The organism is Sulfurovum sp., assembly GCA_026990595.1.
Classification (GTDB): Bacteria; Campylobacterota; Campylobacteria; order Campylobacterales; family Sulfurovaceae; genus Sulfurovum.
This window is the reverse complement of sequence record JALXCZ010000007.1, coordinates 45,761-62,949: the sequence shown is the minus strand read 5'-3', so window position 1 is coordinate 62,949 and position 17,189 is coordinate 45,761. Positions and strand designations below refer to the sequence as shown.

At 38.8% G+C, this 17,189-nt stretch carries 19 protein-coding genes; 15 read left to right on the top strand and 4 right to left on the bottom strand.

Annotated features, from left to right (window positions below; all coding sequences use genetic code 11):
* Position 1 precedes the first annotated feature (1 nt).
* Positions 2–751: a competence/damage-inducible protein A gene (locus MVE01_RS02150; protein ID WP_472560517.1), complete on the bottom strand. Its 750-nt coding sequence runs from the start codon at positions 749–751 to the stop codon at positions 2–4.
* A gap of 3 nt (positions 752–754) precedes the next feature.
* On the bottom strand, positions 755–2,593 hold the full coding sequence (gene rpoD / locus MVE01_RS02145; RefSeq protein ID WP_472560516.1) for an RNA polymerase sigma factor RpoD: 1,839 nt from the start codon (positions 2,591–2,593) through the stop codon (positions 755–757).
* 155 nt (positions 2,594–2,748) lie between these two features.
* Here rpoD and MVE01_RS02140 point away from each other — a divergent pair, with 155 nt between their 5' ends.
* The 8 genes from MVE01_RS02140 (at position 2,749) to MVE01_RS02105 (ending at position 10,648) form a co-directional block, all read left to right on the top strand.
* Complete coding sequence (locus tag MVE01_RS02140) at positions 2,749–3,246, top strand: 3-isopropylmalate dehydratase small subunit (protein ID WP_472560515.1); 498 nt, start codon at positions 2,749–2,751, stop codon at positions 3,244–3,246.
* A gap of 3 nt (positions 3,247–3,249) precedes the next feature.
* Positions 3,250–4,317 carry a 3-isopropylmalate dehydrogenase gene (gene leuB, locus MVE01_RS02135; RefSeq protein ID WP_472560514.1) on the top strand — a complete coding sequence of 356 codons (1,068 nt, stop codon included), beginning with the start codon at positions 3,250–3,252 and terminating at the stop codon, positions 4,315–4,317.
* Between the two features lie 53 nt (positions 4,318–4,370).
* On the top strand, positions 4,371–5,525 hold the full coding sequence (locus MVE01_RS02130) for a Gabija anti-defense Gad2 family protein (protein ID WP_472560513.1): 1,155 nt from the start codon (positions 4,371–4,373) through the stop codon (positions 5,523–5,525).
* Positions 5,526–5,562: 37 nt separating this feature from the next.
* On the top strand, positions 5,563–6,399 hold the full coding sequence (purU, locus tag MVE01_RS02125; protein WP_472560512.1) for a formyltetrahydrofolate deformylase: 837 nt from the start codon (positions 5,563–5,565) through the stop codon (positions 6,397–6,399).
* Between the two features lie 174 nt (positions 6,400–6,573).
* The gene (locus MVE01_RS02120; RefSeq protein ID WP_472560511.1) at positions 6,574–7,068 is read left to right on the top strand and encodes a tRNA (cytidine(34)-2'-O)-methyltransferase; all 495 of its coding nucleotides are present in this window, start codon (positions 6,574–6,576) and stop codon (positions 7,066–7,068) included.
* The gene (locus MVE01_RS02115) at positions 7,069–7,263 is read left to right on the top strand and encodes a hypothetical protein (RefSeq protein ID WP_472560510.1); all 195 of its coding nucleotides are present in this window, start codon (positions 7,069–7,071) and stop codon (positions 7,261–7,263) included.
* A 98-nt stretch (positions 7,264–7,361) separates the two neighbouring features.
* Positions 7,362–9,410, top strand: coding sequence for a glycine--tRNA ligase subunit beta (gene glyS, locus MVE01_RS02110; protein ID WP_472560509.1), 2,049 nt, complete (start codon positions 7,362–7,364; stop codon positions 9,408–9,410).
* 5 nt (positions 9,411–9,415) lie between these two features.
* The gene (locus MVE01_RS02105) at positions 9,416–10,648 is read left to right on the top strand and encodes an FAD-dependent oxidoreductase (protein ID WP_472560508.1); all 1,233 of its coding nucleotides are present in this window, start codon (positions 9,416–9,418) and stop codon (positions 10,646–10,648) included.
* Positions 10,649–10,776: 128 nt separating this feature from the next.
* Here the strand turns inward: MVE01_RS02105 and MVE01_RS02100 are convergent, their stop codons facing one another.
* Positions 10,777–11,538, bottom strand: a complete 762-nt coding sequence (locus MVE01_RS02100) for an arginyltransferase (protein WP_472560507.1) — start codon at positions 11,536–11,538, stop codon at positions 10,777–10,779.
* Positions 11,539–11,593: 55 nt separating this feature from the next.
* Here MVE01_RS02100 and MVE01_RS02095 point away from each other — a divergent pair, with 55 nt between their 5' ends.
* Genes MVE01_RS02095 through MVE01_RS02075 form a run of 5 tightly spaced genes read left to right on the top strand, consistent with a single transcriptional unit; the run spans position 11,594 to position 15,609 of the window.
* Positions 11,594–12,292 (top strand): tRNA1(Val) (adenine(37)-N6)-methyltransferase, encoded by a 699-nt coding sequence (locus MVE01_RS02095; RefSeq protein WP_472560506.1) that lies wholly within the window; start codon positions 11,594–11,596, stop codon positions 12,290–12,292.
* Positions 12,292–12,666, top strand: coding sequence for a YkgJ family cysteine cluster protein (locus MVE01_RS02090; protein ID WP_472560505.1), 375 nt, complete (start codon positions 12,292–12,294; stop codon positions 12,664–12,666). Before MVE01_RS02095 ends, MVE01_RS02090 begins: the two co-directional genes overlap by 1 nt.
* Positions 12,648–13,904 carry a tetratricopeptide repeat protein gene (locus MVE01_RS02085; RefSeq protein WP_472560504.1) on the top strand — a complete coding sequence of 419 codons (1,257 nt, stop codon included), beginning with the start codon at positions 12,648–12,650 and terminating at the stop codon, positions 13,902–13,904. Before MVE01_RS02090 ends, MVE01_RS02085 begins: the two co-directional genes overlap by 19 nt.
* 36 nt (positions 13,905–13,940) lie before the next feature.
* On the top strand, positions 13,941–14,738 hold the full coding sequence (gene trpC / locus MVE01_RS02080; protein WP_472560503.1) for an indole-3-glycerol phosphate synthase TrpC: 798 nt from the start codon (positions 13,941–13,943) through the stop codon (positions 14,736–14,738).
* A complete protein-coding gene (locus MVE01_RS02075) occupies positions 14,725–15,609 on the top strand; it encodes a hypothetical protein (protein ID WP_472560502.1) in 885 nt (294 codons plus the stop codon). Before trpC ends, MVE01_RS02075 begins: the two co-directional genes overlap by 14 nt.
* Here the strand turns inward: MVE01_RS02075 and MVE01_RS02070 are convergent.
* Positions 15,578–16,021, bottom strand: coding sequence for a GatB/YqeY domain-containing protein (locus MVE01_RS02070; RefSeq protein ID WP_472560501.1), 444 nt, complete (start codon positions 16,019–16,021; stop codon positions 15,578–15,580). The genes MVE01_RS02075 and MVE01_RS02070 overlap by 32 nt on opposite strands.
* 46 nt (positions 16,022–16,067) lie before the next feature.
* Between MVE01_RS02070 and MVE01_RS02065 the strand changes: the two genes are divergently transcribed.
* Positions 16,068–16,334: a phosphomannomutase gene (locus MVE01_RS02065; protein WP_472560500.1), complete on the top strand. Its 267-nt coding sequence runs from the start codon at positions 16,068–16,070 to the stop codon at positions 16,332–16,334.
* Positions 16,335–16,342: 8 nt separating this feature from the next.
* Positions 16,343–17,149, top strand: coding sequence for a DUF7477 domain-containing protein (locus MVE01_RS02060; protein WP_472560499.1), 807 nt, complete (start codon positions 16,343–16,345; stop codon positions 17,147–17,149).
* The last annotated feature ends 40 nt before the right edge of the window (positions 17,150–17,189 follow it).

Sequence of the window (17,189 nt, the reverse complement as noted above, 5' to 3'; positions counted from 1 at the left end):
ATTATGCTTGGTCTTGTAAAGAGTAGTAGATGTTTTTTATTTTTAATGTATCAATATACATTTGGAATGCTTCATCTGCCAACGCTTTATCATGGGATGCGACAGAGATGCTTACGCGCCATCCATCATCATACAATTTTGGAAGAGAAGAGAATTCTACATCCCTTGGCATCTGTTCCATCACTTCTATAAGTTCATTTTCTTTACATAGAGCAGTAAGTGTATGACGATAGTATATTTTTTTCTCAGGTATAAGTTTTTCAAGTATCTCTTCTACCATGGGGTGGCTCATTTCAGGAAAGCCTGGCATGAAGAAAAATCTCTCATCCAAAGAGAATGCCGGCATCTTATTGACTGGGTTATCAAGAAGCTTTGCTCCACGTGGCAGCTCTGCCATCTTAATAGGGTGAGGGAAGGCAGCCTCTCCCAGCTTTTCCTCTATGATACGTTTGGCTTCTTTATGCACCACAAAATCACCACTACGTAGAGCGATAGCCGCACATTTACGTGTATGGTCATCAGGTGTAGAACCTATGCCACCAAAAGAAAAAAGTACAGGGTTGGGCTGAGATGCTATAAATTTAATAGTCTGAATGATGAGAGCAGGGTCATCTTCAATAATGAAAGACCCTGTAAGTTTATACCCTTTAGCTGCAAGAGCTTTAGTTACGAAGTCAAAATGTGCATCAGTTCTTCGTCGGTTGAGGATCTCAGTGCCTATGATGAGGGTAAAGAAGTGAGGAGAAGACAAAGTCTATTCCTCAATATAGTTCTTAAGCTTACGCCCAACCTTAGGGTGTTTAAGTTTTTTGATAGCAGATGATTCTATCTGTCTTACTCTTTCACGTGTTACAGAGAGTTCTTTACCAATCTCTTCCAGTGTTCTGTCACTCTCGTCTTCAAGCAGACCAAAACGCATACGGATAACGGCTTTTTCTCTTTCGTTCAACTGGTCTAGAACATCATCAATTTGGTTGTTGAGGTCATCTTTAAGTACAACATCTGTCGGGCTGAGTGTAGTTTTGTCTTCGATGAAGTCACCAAATCTACCATCATCTTCATCACCTACGGGTGTCTCTAACGATACAGGCTCTTTAGTGATTTTGATAACGTTCTTAACTTTATCAACTGAAAGACCAACTTCTTGGGCAATAGTGTCTAGATCTGGCTCTTTTCCTGTCTCTTGAAGGTGTTTTCTGATGATCTTGTTGATACGGTTAATCGTTTCGATCATGTGGATAGGGATACGAATAGTTCTTGCCTGATCGGCAATGGCACGAGAAATGGCCTGACGGATCCACCATGTTGCGTAGGTAGAGAACTTGTACCCTTTTTCATATTCAAACTTGTCAACCGCTTTCATAAGTCCGATGTTACCCTCTTGGATAAGGTCAAGGAATGGAAGTCCACGGTTTGTATATCTTTTTGCAATAGATACAACCAATCTAAGGTTAGACTTTGCCATACGTGTTTTGGCTACTTCTGACTTGGCTTTCCCCTGGCGTATCTGCCCAAGAATATCTTGGAGTTTCTCTTCGCTGAGATCAAATCCGCCTTTAGATGCTTCTCTTGTTTCAAAAAGTTTTTTGATCTCCACATACGTACTGACCATGGTTGTTTCAGGTACTGCATCGATGATATCATCTTTATCCATATTGATGATATTGCTGAGGATCTTTTGATGATTCTCTCTTAATGTATCATTAAAGAGAGGGAGTTTGTATTCAAGTCTTTTTAATTCCTTGTCAAAACTGTCATCAGAAGTCAGTGCGGTCTCCATGGCTTTTACCAGTTCATTAATAAGTTTTGAGGTTGGTCCAAGGTCAAGAAGAGCGGCTTTAAGCTGACCTTTTTTAAATGCGATCTTGAGACGCTCATGAAGAATTTTTACAGGGTCAGTTTCCGTAGCCATGAACGTATCAAGTTCATCACGTGATCTCATCCACTCTTTTTTTGCTTTTTCAAGTCTCTTAAAACTCTCTATAACCTGCTTGACACGTTTATCATCTTTGGGGGCAGTGTCTGCACCATCTCCCTCTGCCTCGTCCTCTGTATCACCCTTGTCATCTTCAAAGCTTTTAAAAAGCTCTTTTACACGTCTTTCACGGTTAAGCAGAGGTTCTTTATAGTTTAAGATATATCCTATAAGGTAAGGAACAGAACAGATCGCATCGATGATGATATCTTCTCCCTCTTCAATACGCATGGAGAGGTCAACCTCCTCCTCTTTTGTAAGAAGCGGTATTTTCCCCATTTCACGCAGGTACATCCTTACGGGAGAGTCAGAACGGCTCCACTCCAGAAGCTCTTTTTCTTTATGAAGATCAAATTCATCTTCTCCCTCACCCTCAGCAAGTTTTTTTCTTGCATCTGCACGTTTCTTTGCTTCTTTCTCTGTAAGATATTTTGCATATTCAGAGGCTGAGATGATCTCTACTTTGGCATCAGTTGCCAGTTTATGTATTTTCTTCGCCTGGGCAGCAGTAGGCTGTTTGCCAAACTCTTTTGCGATATTCTCAAGAGTAACGACATCCCCTTTTTTCTTAGACTTTAAGAGTGCTTCTATATTTTTCATACTATCTTTTGCTGCCAATATAAATCCTTGAGTTTTGAGATGAAATATCTCTAAGTTGTTATTAAGGTGGATTATACCGAAATTCTATTAGAAAATGGTACAAAATTTGGCAAATTCTGTTTTTTTAGCTATAATCGCGAAAATTTTAAAGAGGATAACCTCTTATATAAGGATTGACTTTGCAAGGTAAAGTTTGGAAATTTGGTGATAATATCGATACAGATCTTATTATCGCAGCAAGATATCTTAATACAAGTGAACCAAGCCAATTGGCGAAACATGTTATGGAAGATGCAGACCCTGAATTTGCTTCTAAAATGAGTGAAGGTGACATCATCGTAGCAGGTGAGAATTTTGGTTGCGGTTCAAGTCGTGAGCATGCACCCATTGCACTTAAAGCAGCAGGTATCAATGCGATTATTGCTCCTACATTTGCACGTATTTTTTACAGAAATTCCTTTAACATGGGATTGCCTATTTTTGAACTTGCAGAAGCAGCAGAGATCAACGAAGGTGATACTGTAAGAGTCGATATGGATGCCGGTGAAGTGATCAATGTCACTCAGGCTAAAACCTACAAATTTACACCGATCCCGGAATTTATGCAGGAATTGGTCGATGCAGGCGGATTGATAGAATTTGCCAAAAAAGAAATAAGTCAAAAGGCGTAACGTATGAAAAATTATAGAATAGGTGTCATTAAAGGTGACGGTATTGGTCCTGAAATCATTGATGAAGCCATCAAAGTACTTGACGCAGTTTCTGTAGCACAAGGGTTTAACCTTAAATATGAAGAGATGCTTTTGGGTGGTGCGGCAATTGATGAAACGGGTGTACCGCTTCCTGAAGAGACAATTCAGGGTGTGAAAAAGTGTAATGCAGTGCTTTTTGGTTCGATTGGTGGTCCAAAGTGGGATAATTTGGAGAGACATTTACGACCAGAAACCGGACTTCTTGGACTCCGTAAAGAGATGGGAACTTTTGCCAACCTCAGACCGGCAATGGTCTATGATGAGTTGGTCAATGCTTCAAGTCTGAAACCTGCAGTCATTCAGGGTGTAGATATTATGGTGGTACGTGAACTTACCGGTGGCATTTACTTTGGTCAGCCAAGAGAGTTGCATGAAGATAAAGCATTCAATACAATGATCTATACAAGAGAAGAAGTGAAACGTATTGCGATAGTGGCATTTGATATTGCTATGAAACGTGAAAAACGTGTCTGTTCTGTCGATAAAGCCAATGTACTTGAAGTCAGTCAGTTTTGGAGAGAGATCGTGGAAGAAGTTGCGAAAGACTACCCTGAAGTAGAGCTTTCACATATGTATGTAGATAATGCAGCGATGCAGCTGATCCGTGATCCTAAACAGTTTGATGTGATCTTGACCGGAAATATCTTTGGGGATATTCTCTCTGATGCGGCAAGCATGCTAAGCGGTTCTATTGGGCTTTTGCCAAGTGCGAGTACCGGTAAGGGTGTCGGGTTGTTTGAACCGATCCACGGTTCAGCACCGGATATTGCAGGACAGGGGATCGCCAATCCTTTGGCAACCATTTCGAGTGCCAGTATGATGTTGCGTTATGCACTTAATGAGCAAGAGGCAGCAGAGAAAATTGATGAGGCGATCAAAAAAGCTTTGAGCGAGGGATACCGAACCGGTGATATAGGGGATTATGATGCCCAGGAGATCGTGACCTGTTCCATGATGGGTGATATCATTGCGGATTATGCAAGCAGATAGTCAATAAGGGGGGGTATGTTTCTTTCCACCCTCATTATAATAAAAGGGATAGAATGCCCACAATAAAAACTTCTCCAAATTTTTTTTCTCAAACAAATTCACAGCAACTGCAAAATATTAAGAGAGTAACAGATTATCTTTGGGAACAGTATGGTGCAAAATGTTATGTGGTAGGTGGTGCGGTGCGTGACCATTTACTGGGACAGGAGTGCAATGATTATGACATAGAGTGTTTTGGTATCTCTGTAGAAGATTTTGAAAGTGCGATGCATTATTTGGGTGGGCAAGGGGTAGGAAAAAGTTTTTTTGTCTACAAATACAAAGAAATAGATTTTTCCCTTCCGCGTTTAGAAACGAAAGTGGGAACTGGGCATAAAGGCTTTGAAGTTACTTTGGCAAAAAAGGAAAAAGAGGCTTCAAAAAGACGTGATTTTACAGTCAATGCCTTGATGTATGATATTCAGAATGAAGAGATATTGGATTTCTGGCAAGGCTTGGATGATCTGGAGAACAGAATACTTAGAGTGGTTGACAAAAGCTCTTTTACAGAAGATTCTCTTCGTGTGCTTCGAGCTATGCAGTTTGCTGCACGACTCGGATTTAAAGTAGAGAGTGAAAGTTGCCGACTTTGTCAGAATATTAGGCTTGATGATCTACCTAAAGAACGTATCTTCAGAGAGTTTGAAAAGATGTTCAGAGCTTCCTATCTGCATTACGGACTTTATTACCTTTTTGCTTTGGGAATTGCGAATCATCTCTTTGGCGAAGAGGTCAGTAAAGGAAACTTTATACAGTTAGGAAGGGTTTTACAAAAGAGTCAAAAGTGCTTTATGGAAAAACTGAGACCTTACTATTTTCTTTTTATCTCCAGAAATTATTTTAAAACAGATATTTATAAGATACTTGAAAGTATAGGTGCTCCCAACAGTTACTATAAAAAAGTAACTGATGTTGCATTGCCTGTAAAAGTAACGTGTACTTTTGTCGCCCGTCAGTCCTTAAAAGAGCCGATCATGGAATATGCAGGTAACTGGCATCCTGAAGTTATACGTATTGCAAAAAGTCTAAATGTATGGGATAGCGTGTTTGACAGAGGTGTGACACCCACTGAATTGCTGGAAGAAGGGTTTAGCGGTAAGGCTTTAGGAGAAGAGCTTGAAAGAAGAACGGAACAGAAAATAAAAGAGTTGAAAGAAAAAGTGCTATAATTTTGATAATTTTTTAAAAGCAGGGAAAGAGGGAAAAATGGAAAAAAGAGCGAGAGTTTTAATAGACTGTAAAGATGCAAAAGGGTTGGTCTATAATATCTCCAAAGTTTTTTATGACAGAGGGCTGAATATAGATAATAACCGTGAATTTGTAGATAAAGAGCATAAACGTTTCTTTATGCGTACCATAGTCTCAGGAATATTTGATATAGAAGAGTTGCTTGCAGAACTTCATGCTATTACACCAAAAGAGGCACATATAAGGGTTATCGAGCCCAAAGATAAAAAGATTGTACTTATGGTCACGAAAGAGTCTCATGCTTTAGGAGATATTCTGATCCGTCATGCAGATGGTGAATTGGGTGCCAAGATAGAGTGTGTGATCGGTAATCATAATACATTAAGAGAACTGGTTGAACGTTTTGATATTCCCTTTTTCCATGTTCCTGCTGAGGGGTTGAGCAGAGAAAAGCATGAGGCAAAAGTAATGGAGTGTATTGATCGGTATAGTTTTGATTACATCGTTCTTGCCAAGTATATGCGTATCCTGACCTCAACATTTGTAAAAGTCTATGATCAAAAGATCATTAATATCCACCACTCCTTTCTCCCCGCATTCATAGGAGCCAATCCTTATAAACAGGCTTATGAACGAGGGGTAAAGATCATTGGTGCAACAGCACATTATGTTACCAATGATCTGGATGAAGGACCGATTATAGCACAGGATGTCATCCCTGTAAACCACCGTCTTTCATGGAAAGATATGCAACGTGCCGGACGAGACGGAGAGAAGATAGTACTTTCCCGTGCATTGGCATTAGTACTGCATGACAGAGTTTTTGTCAATGGCAATAAGACTGTAATATTTTAATTGGTTCTCTTTAACTTCCTTGTATTTGAATTGAGGCGTTGTTTCTCTCTTCATTTTTTTTGAAAAAACGAAGCAAAAAATCGTCGTGGCTCTCGAATCGCTCCGCTTTCAAGGGCGTTCGCCACGACAAGGCGCACTATCGTGCGATTATTGGAAAAGAAATAAGGATACTTCATGTTTAATATTGTATTAGTTGAACCTCAAATCCCCCAAAATACAGGTACCATAGGTAGACTATGTGTAAATCTAGGAGCAACACTCCATCTCATTAAACCTCTAGGCTTTGACATCGATGACAAAGCTGTCAAACGTGCAGGGCTGGACTACTGGAAATACCTTAATCTGGTAGTATGGGAAAGTTTTGATGATTATTTAAAAGAGTATCCTATAGGTAAAAACTCTTATATGGGTACAACCAAAACAGACAATCTTTACTTCAATGCTCCTTTTAAAAAAGGTGATCATATTCTATTTGGTGCGGAAACAAGAGGTATAGATGAAAAAGTGCTTCTTGCACATCCTGAACAGTGTATTACCATCCCTATGGGTGGTAAAGGGAGAAGTTTGAATCTTGGAGTGAGTGTAGGAGTAGTTGTCTATGATGCCTTGCGTCAGAATTATGAAGGCTTTGAGAAGATCACCATAGCCAATACGTTAGAGGATAAATAGATGTCATTTGGAGATTACTTCTATATTTTTGTAGCCATTGCCTTTTCTTTTATGACCTTTACAATCATTAGAAATAACTTTCTTTCCAAGTTTGATGAAGAGCAGAGACGTAAAGACCTTGTAGATGAGTATGAAGAGGACTATGTTTTTGATAGGTCTGAAAAGAAGGAAGATAAGACCACTACAAAAGACTAACCCCCTATTTACCAACTTTTAGATAAAATATTGTCAATTTTCTCGTTCCCATGCTTTGCATAGGAACGAGGGTGACGTTACTTATTAGGATCATCCACATGACACAACCACTACTTATCGAAATAGGTGTAGAAGAACTACCCGCGATACCACTACTTAAAATCGTAGCTAACATTGAAAAATCATGGACAAAGATACTTGGTGAATATAATTTAGCCAATGACTTTGACTTTATTTATACCCCTAGAAGATTGGTACTTAAGCATTCTGCTATGCCTGTAAGCCAAGCAGACGCGACAGTTGAGTTTTTCGGTCCGCCAATGGTGGCTGCACTTAAAGATGGTGAACCTACCAAAGCAGCCCAAGGGTTTGCCCGTAAATGTGGTGTGAGTTTTGACGAACTTGGACGTGGTGAGAAAAATGGCAAAGAGGTACTGTATTTCAAAAAAGAAGAAAAAGGTGCCCAGACAGCTTCTCTTCTTCAGGAGATGATAGAAAAATGGATCGGCTCTATGGCATTTGGAAAGATGATGCGATGGGGAGACAGAAGTGATGAGTTTATCCGTCCTATTCGATGGCTTCAGGTACGTATGGGTGAAAGCTCTGTACCTGTAGAACTCTATGGTGTGCAGTCAGATACAAAAACCTATGTACACCGTATGGTAAGTTATGATGCAGTAGAAGTACCAAATATTGATGCCTATGAGGATATTCTCAAAGAGGGTGCTGTGATGCTTCAGCCTAGCGAACGTGAAGCAGTTATCTTGGCAGAGTTTGATGCGCTAGAGGCTGAGCATAACATCGTTATAGAACGTGACAATGCTTTACTTGCTGAAGTCGTGGCGATTACTGAAAATCCTAAAGCTTTAGTAGGTACATTTGATGAGCTTTTCTTAGAGCTTCCACCTGAAGTCATCATTACCTCTATGAAAGAGCATCAGCGTTATTTCCCTGTATTTGAGGGTGGTAAGATAGCCAACAAGTTTGTAGTGGTTTCCAATGCGTACACAGATGACTACTCTAAAGTAGTGGCAGGAAATGAACGTGTACTTAAGCCACGTCTAGCAGATGGACTCTTTTTCTACAAAAATGACTTGAAAAATGGACTCAGTACCGATGGGCTTGAAAAAGTACAGTTCATCGATGGTCTTGGTACATTGGCAGATAAGATAGTAAGAGAGAAAAACATTGCTACACGTCTGCTAGGGCTCTATATGGAGAAAGTAGAAGCACAAACTGGGAAAAACAATGCAGAACTAGAAAAACTGATGGACAGAGCAGTCAATCTTGCCAAAGCTGACCTCATGTCTGAGATGGTCTACGAGTTTACCGAACTCCAAGGGCTGATGGGCTATTACTATGCCAAAGCACTGGGAGAAGATGAGTTGGTTTACACTGCCATTAAAGAGCAGTATATGCCTGTAGGTGAGGGTGCGCAGTTGCCAAGTTCCATCTTCTCCTCTATTGTGGCAATGTCTGCAAAACTTGACACACTTATGGGACTTTTTTCTGTGGGGATGATACCTACAGGAAGCAAAGACCCATTCGCATTGCGTCGTGCAGTGAACGGTATTGTGCGTATTGTCACCGAGTATGACTTGGCATTTAACATAGATGATGTCATTGTCCTGCTGAAAGATACCTATAATGATTTTGATACGAAATTATTGACAGATTTTATGATAGAGCGTATTTACAAATCACTTGATGCAAACCCGTCGGTTATTGCTGCAGTATTGGCATCCGGCGAGAGAGATATCAACGAGATAGCTAAAAAAGTAGTTGCGCTGAATGATATTGTCTCTTCAGATACCTTTAAAGAGCAGTTTTCTACCTTCAAACGTGTAGCCAACATCTCTAAAGATGTAGATCTGGATGCAGACTTGAGCATAGATACTACATGCTTTAAGGAGGATGCAGAAGTCACCCTCTACGATGCCTATGAAAAAGTCATTAACCAAGACTACCCGGACTACAAAACACAACTCGAAGCTCTTTTTGGACTCAAGCGTGAGCTTGATGGATATTTTGATGATGTGATGGTCAATACAGAAGACGAAATGTTGAAGAATAACCGTTTACATACGATTGGGTCTGTGTATAAGACATTTAAAAATATAGCAGATATTAAAGAGATTACGGTTTAGGTCATATGCCTAAAACCTACGACACCATCATCATCGGAGCGGGTATAGCAGGGTGTTGTGCTGCGTATGCTTTGCAGCAAAAAGGACAAAAGGTTCTTTTGGTGGACAGAAGTGCTGTGCCTGCCAGTGGTGGAAGTGGGGCTGCCGGGGCTTTTGTCTCTCCTAAAATAGGTAAAGGTTCTCCCCTTCAAACACTTACCAATGAAGCTTATGAATATGCCAAAGACTTCTACCTTAAACACTTTCCTGAACACTTTTCTCAAACTGGTGTTATACGCATACCCAAAGATGCAGAAGATGCTGAGAAATTCAGACTTTATGAACCTTTTAACCATACAAAATACAGCTGGGTAAGTAAAGAAGAGTTAGAAGCCATTGGTATTACTAATGCCAAAGAGAGTTTTATATTTGATGAAGCAGGGGTATGTGATGCCCCTGCAATGTGCAGGGCTATCTGGGAGCAGGTTCCTTTTATGCAGATGGATGTGGAGAGTCTGGAGTTTAGCGAAAATGTTTGGCATGTAAAAGCCCGTTCCCATGCTCTGCGTGGGAATGCATATGACAATGCAAAGAGTAGTAAAAGTTCTGAACCACAGAGAGTGAATGTATGCATTCCCACTCAGGAGAGTGGGAACGAGGGGAATAATGAAGAGTCAATTCAAGCCAAAAACATAGTCTTAGCAACAGGATACCAAAACACCCTCTTTGATATGCGATATATGGGGGTAAGAGGTACATGGGGAAGCCGTGGAGACTACTACTCCAAATTGAGACTAGATGTGAGTATGCATAAAAGTATCTCTGTCTCTGCAAATATAGATGGCATTATTAAGTTAGGTGCTACACACAATAAAGCTAAAAATCCTTGTATGGTCTGTAATGGTAAACCACTTCAAAGTCTTGAAGAGAGAGCAAAAGAGATGGTAGATAGCAGTGATTTTGTACTTAAAGAGACTTTCTGCGGGATGCGTGCAGGGTCGAAAGATTACTTTCCTTTGGTAGGAAAAGTGATAGATGTGCCTTATATGTTAGAGACCTATCCTGCCATAGTAAGAGGGGCAAAGCCAGAGCTTAAACATATAGATAATCTTTATGTACTCAATGGTGTTGGCGGGCGGGGATTTGTCTTTGCTCCTTTGATGGCTGAAATATTGGCAGAGTCTATAGTAGAAGGTAAAGAGATAGATAAGAGAATAAACCCAGATAGATTGTTCTTGAAATGGTGTAGGAAATTGTAATATTTATCTTTGCATGGGTGATTGGTGTTGTAAGGGTACAACACCCTAGGGATTTTGAAATTTTATGATAGCTTAAATATTATGAGGGTGTAGGGTGTTGTCCCATGACAACACCGATAATGTGGATTTTAATCTGTCGGTTTATCCCATGTTTCCCACAAGGGTTGTTCTGATACATGAGGAAAACCGTCAAGTATCTCTTCAGGTTGAAACTTTGATTTGTAGGCAAAGGCTTTGCACCCTTCTACCCAGTAACCCAGATAGATCCAGGGAAGTTCCAGAATTTTGGCGAGTTTTATTTGGTAAAGTAGAGAGAAAGTACCCAGTGAAAGATGGGCATAGTCGGGATCATAATAGAAATAGATGGCGCTGATACCATCATTAAGAATATCAATAAGATCAACTCCTACAAGCTTTCCATCTATAATATAAAGTACCTCTTTGCCAAAATCATGTGCACCGTCTACAAAATTCTCATAGTACTCTCTTTGGGAGATATTACGATGACTCCAGCCGTCTTTTTGGTGTTTGAATGCATGATATTGGTTGTAAAGGTCTATATGAGCTGTAGTAAGCGTAGGTTTTTGTACAATGATCTGTGTCTCTTTGTTTCGTTTGATCGCTTTTTTCTGTGATTTGGTGTAGTGGTAGCTGTTTACATCGATACGAAGACTTTTACATGCATCACATCCGTTGCAGATAGGGTGGAAATAGTATTTTCCAAAACGTCTCCATCCTCTGGCTATGACAGCTGTTGCAAAGGTCTTGGATGCCTTGTCAACATATTTGTAATGCATACGTACAAAGTTTCCGGGAATATAGGCACAGTCATAGTCCAGCATAGAAAAATCTGTTGATGGGGGATTAAGCAAATCTAGTTCTTCATTCATAATCGCGATTATACTGAAAATATAGTAAAATTCATATATTTATTCAGGAGAGTTTGTGTTTCTTTATCAACCTACCAGTGGTTACTGTTACAACAGTGATTCTATTTTTTTATATGATTTTATTTCAGCCTTCAAACCTAAAGGTAAACTGCTTGATGTTGGGTGTGGTGTAGGAATTATCTCTCTGCTTTTAAGTCGCGATTTTAACATAGAGCCAACGATTATAGATAAACAAGAGAAGATGCTCCACTATGCACAGCATAATTATGCACTCAATGATCTTGAAGTAGAGAGTTATTTAGGTGATTTTACTAAGGATATTGTTACAGAACAGCGGTATGACTATATCATCTCAAATCCTCCTTTTTATGACTCTAATACAACACAGAGCAAAGATACACATCTTAATACTGCGCGATATGCACATCATCTGCCTATAGAGAGTTTCATTCGACGTGTAAAGACTTTTTTAAAGCCAAAAGGGTGGTTTATCTTTTGTTATGATGCCAGACAGTTAGATGCACTCTTGTATCATTTGAAAATAAATGGTATAAATCCTGAGAAGATACAGTTTGTTCACTCCAAAATAGACAGAGAGTCCAAACTGGTGATGATCGCAGCCAGAAATAACTCAAGATCCATGACACAAATATTGCCTCCGTTTGTGGTATTTGATAGTAAGAGTGTTTATATGCCACAGGCTAGGGAGGCTTTCAACAAGGCAAATACATATAGTATAAAAGGTGATTTTTAATGGAACTCATGGAACAAGAAGGATATAACTATAAATTTAGACCAAGTGAATGTGAAGCTTGCGGCGGACATTGCTGCACGGGTGAGAGCGGTTATATCTGGGCAAAATATGCCGAAATAGAGAAAATGGCAGACTTTGTTAACCTTAGTGTAGAAGATTTTGCTACAATGTATTTACGAAAAGTGAAGCACCGTTATTCACTGACAGAAAAGAAACTGGCTGAAAATAATTATGCCTGTATCTTTTTTGATGAAACCAAGAATCGCTGTTCTATCTACCCTGTACGACCTTTACAGTGTCGTACATTTCCTTTTTGGGAGCAGTTTAAAAATGATGAAGATGAGGTAAGAAAAGAGTGTCCAGGTATCGTTTAGCAGCCAGTATTATTACTGTTTTATTTCTTTTTCTTGGAGTAGTGCAAGCCAGAGAACTCAGGGTTCTGAGTGAAGATGAACTGATCATTCAGGGCTTGCTGTATGATGAATACAAGGCTTATGAGAACAGTAGAGAGATTTTTGGTAAACTGTATGACAGTACGGGAGCCAAAGAGTATCTTTTCAGAGAAGTAACATCATCTCTGTTAAGCAGAAGTCATATTGCACAGAGTATAGAAAGGCTTAAACACTGGGATAAAGCACATCCTGATACACTGGAAGTAAAACGGCTGCTTATTCCACTCTATCTTACCAATCAACAAATACAAGAGGCAAGAAATCAGGCAGAGGGACTTGTTGAAAGATCATCCAAGCCAAGAGACCTGGATCTGGCATCCAACCCATATCTTTATACAGGTGAATTCAAAAAAGCATTGCATCTGCTTAATAAAGTTTATGAAAAAACACACAATGAAGATGTACTTTTACGCATGAGTGTCATCATGGATGAGTATACCGGTGAGAGAAAAAAAGCGATACAGCTCTTGGAAATGCACCGTCGTATGAATGTGACAGTAAGCAATCAACTTTATTATAAACTGCTGGCATTGTATGTCAAAGAAAATGATGTAGATGGGGTACTGGAAGTCTATAAGATCCTTTATGACCATGATCCTAATGAGAAATATCTTTCCAAAATCATTGATGCTTATGCCTATAAAGGGGATATGAACGGGGCAATTGCCTTTTTGGAGAAAAAACATATAGAAAACAAAACACTTTATGCACTCTACAAAGCAAATAAAGAATATGACAAAGCACTACGTCTTGAAGCAAAACTTTATGCAAAAGACCATGACCCTAAATGGCTAGCAGAAAAAGCAATTTTGCTTTTTGAAAATGCAAAAGATAAAAATGATAAAAAAATGCTAGATAAAGTAGTCTCCTTTTTTGAGAAAGCTTTATCTGAAGGTGTAGATGACAGTCTTTATCTGAACTATTACGGTTATACCCTGATTGAAAAAAAAATAGATATTAAAAAAGGGATAAAGATCGTTAAAGAGGCGTTGATACAGCAACCTGATAATACCTATTATCTGGATTCTTTGGCTTGGGGATACTATAGGAAACATCAGTGTAAAAAAGCATATAAATTAATGAAAAAAGTAGTAGATAAAGAGGGCTTGGAAGAACCCGAGATTATAGAACACTGGGATGCCATTCAAAAGTGTAAATAGGCTATAATACGCGAAAATTCAGCCTAAGGCAGATAGATGGCTCAGATATTAGATGAAATCATTAAAAAAACAAAAACAGATTTAGAGAAGCGTAAAGTAGATTATCCTATGGAGTGGTTGGGACGCTCTTTGGCGTTTAACCCTTTTGTGCCTAAAGATGTGAAATCAGCACTTCGTTCAACCGAAGAAAATCCCTATCGTATTATTGCAGAGGTAAAAAAAGCAAGCCCATCCAAAGGTATTATTCGTGAAGACTTTGACCCTATGAAGATAGCACAAGCTTACGAAAAAGGCGGGGCTGATTCACTCTCTATTCTTACAGAACCACATTTCTTTAAGGGTGACAAAGAGTATCTGGGGATGGTACGCCGTTATGTAAGTATTCCCCTTCTTAGAAAAGACTTTATCGTAGATAAATATCAAGTTCTTGAAGCACTTGCTTTTGGAGCAGACTATATCTTGCTCATAGCTATGGCATTGAGTCGTAAAGAGCTGAAAGAGTTGCATGACTATGCTCTACACCTAGGGCTTGATGTATTGGTGGAGGTACACAATAAAACCGATTTGGTAAAAGCCATCTTTGCAGGAGCAGATATCATCGGTATTAACCACCGAAACCTTGAGAGTTTTGAGATGGATATGCGTTTGACTGAAAAACTTATCCCACTTATTCCAAACGGTAAGATTATTGTAGCCGAGAGTGGCATCAATGAGCACGAAACAGTAGTTGAAATTTCTAAAATGGGAGCAGATGCATTTTTAGTTGGTGAGCACTTTATGCGTCAAGATGATATTACTGCTGCCATTAAAGAGGTGAAGTATGGTCAATCTTAAAATATCTTTTTTATTTGTAGGATTATTTGTTTTGTTTGGTTGTGCTCAACCCAATATAAAAAGTGGAAAAAGTGCTACTGTTTTAGTAAAGCCACCTGAGCATAGTTTTTTATTGTCTCAGAGTCAGAACGACAGAGTGGCAACTTCTAAATTAAAAAGAATTAAGACAGAAAGCTTTGTAAAATCATATAAAAATTGTAACAAATGGTATCAACAATATGGGTTTGAACCTTCCACTATACGTACATGTGGACGCATAAGACCTAAAGGTGGACACTACCCTACAGGCATAAAGCCTAGCTATAAAGGTATTTTACTTGAAAGAATTTTGAATCTAAAGTCTTCTTATTTTGTCTATTATAAATCACAGCTTGACAGACCTGGTGCTTATTTGGTTATTTATGATAAGAAAACACATACAATTCAAAAAAGTTTTGATTTAAAAAATTATGAGTATCCTTCCGTGTATCATGTACGTAAAGCATGGGCGAGACAATCTTTGGATTGGGCTGAGATAGAAGATAATATTTTATATATTTCTACTTCAGGAGGATTTCCTAGAGAGGTCAATGGCAAAACAGGTTTTTTAACGGCTATTGATTTAAAAACAAATGCAATACTATGGAGAAGCCAAGAACAAAAAAGTAATACTAGTTTTGTTGTAACAGATGATATTATTGTTACAGGCTATGGTTTAACAGCACATCAAGATTATTTATATGTGTTAAATAGACATAATGGTAAAGCAATACAAACTATACCACTTGCCTATGCTGCCTTGGATATAAAACAGAAAAACAATAAAATATATGTGGCTACACGTGGTTACACATATATTTTTATGATAACAGCTTCTTCACCATCACATTAATACGTCCACCATCTGCACGGCTTCCTATGGTACTTTTGGCTGCACCCATGACTTTACCCATGTCTTTCATACTCTGTGCACCTACGGAGGCAATGACCTCTTTGAGTATGGACTCCAGTTCCGTGTCATCCATAGGTTCAGGCAGATAGGTTTTAATAAGGGCTAACTCTGCCTCTTCCTTAGCCACAAGATCATCACGCCCACCCTTAGCAAACTGTACTTTGGCATCTTCACGTTGTTTGGCATATTTCATTAAGATCGCTTCCACATCAGCATCACCCAGTTCTCTTCTTTCATCTACTTCTATCTGCTTAATAGCGGCTTGAATGTTTCTGAGAGTATCTCTTTTTGCTGTCTCTTTCGCCCGCATTGCTTCTTTTATGTCGTTTTTGATCTGTTCTTTTAAACGCATTTATGATCTCCCATATAATTTTAGACAATTATACTATAATGAATGTATGATTATTACCATACAAAACAAAGAGTTTGATACAGCAAAGATAACACAGCTTTACCCTGCCGCAGTGATTAGAACCGGATTTGAGGATGAGACTACACAAGTGAGTCTTGAGTGGCTTGAGAGTGAAGCAAAAGACAAAGTGGAAGTCGTAGGCTATGGAATCTTTCTGCATTTAGGTGAAGAAGATAAACATACTTTTATATATGATACCAAAGAGGCGATGGAAGAAGAGATAGGAGCCATTGCTACACAATTAAACAGATAGGATCACATATGAGAAAAATAATATACTTACTGATTATGGGTATGATGTTTTTTGCAACACAACTCTCTGCAAAAACATCCAAATATAGTGCATCACATTACAAATATATAGGTACCTTTGAAAAAAAGAAGAGCAATCAGAAAATAGAGAGTACAATGAGTCTGGAAAATTTGCAAAAGAGTATTCGAAAACGCTGGGTAGAAGGGTATGATATCAATGAGATCAAATATGGTAATGGAAAATGGATAGCCGTTTTTACCAAAAATCCCAAAGAGACACATCAAACCTATATTGTTGCCAGACGTTTTTCTGTTGTTAATAATTTACTTAAAAAGTATTGGGACAAGGGGTATTATATTACCAATGTGGAGCATGGCTTGGCAGAATGGATCGTTATCTTTGAAAAAAACACTTCTTATACTAACCAGGCATTTGAGAGAAGAAAGAAGTTGGATGTTTTTGTAGATGCTGTCAATAAGCGATGGAAAGAGAATTTTGATCTTATTGACCTTGAGTATGGAGAAGGACGTTGGACAGGGATATTTGCTGAAGGAACAGAATACAAAGGTCAGGCAATGATCATACGTTCTGCCTGGCGTGATATGGTGAGAGCGATAGAAAAGTATTGGAAAAAAGGATACCACATCAGTAATATAGAATATACATTGGGGAAATGGATGGTTGTTTTTTACAGATCCAAAAATAATGCAGCGCAAGGTTATGAAACAGCTGCAACCATGGAAGCATTTACGAAAAAGTTTGAAAAACGTCAGCAAGAAGGATATAAACTGATCGATCTTGCTGAGGGTTGGTAATTATTTCTTTGGCTTTAAGTTAGATTATCCTATTATTGCT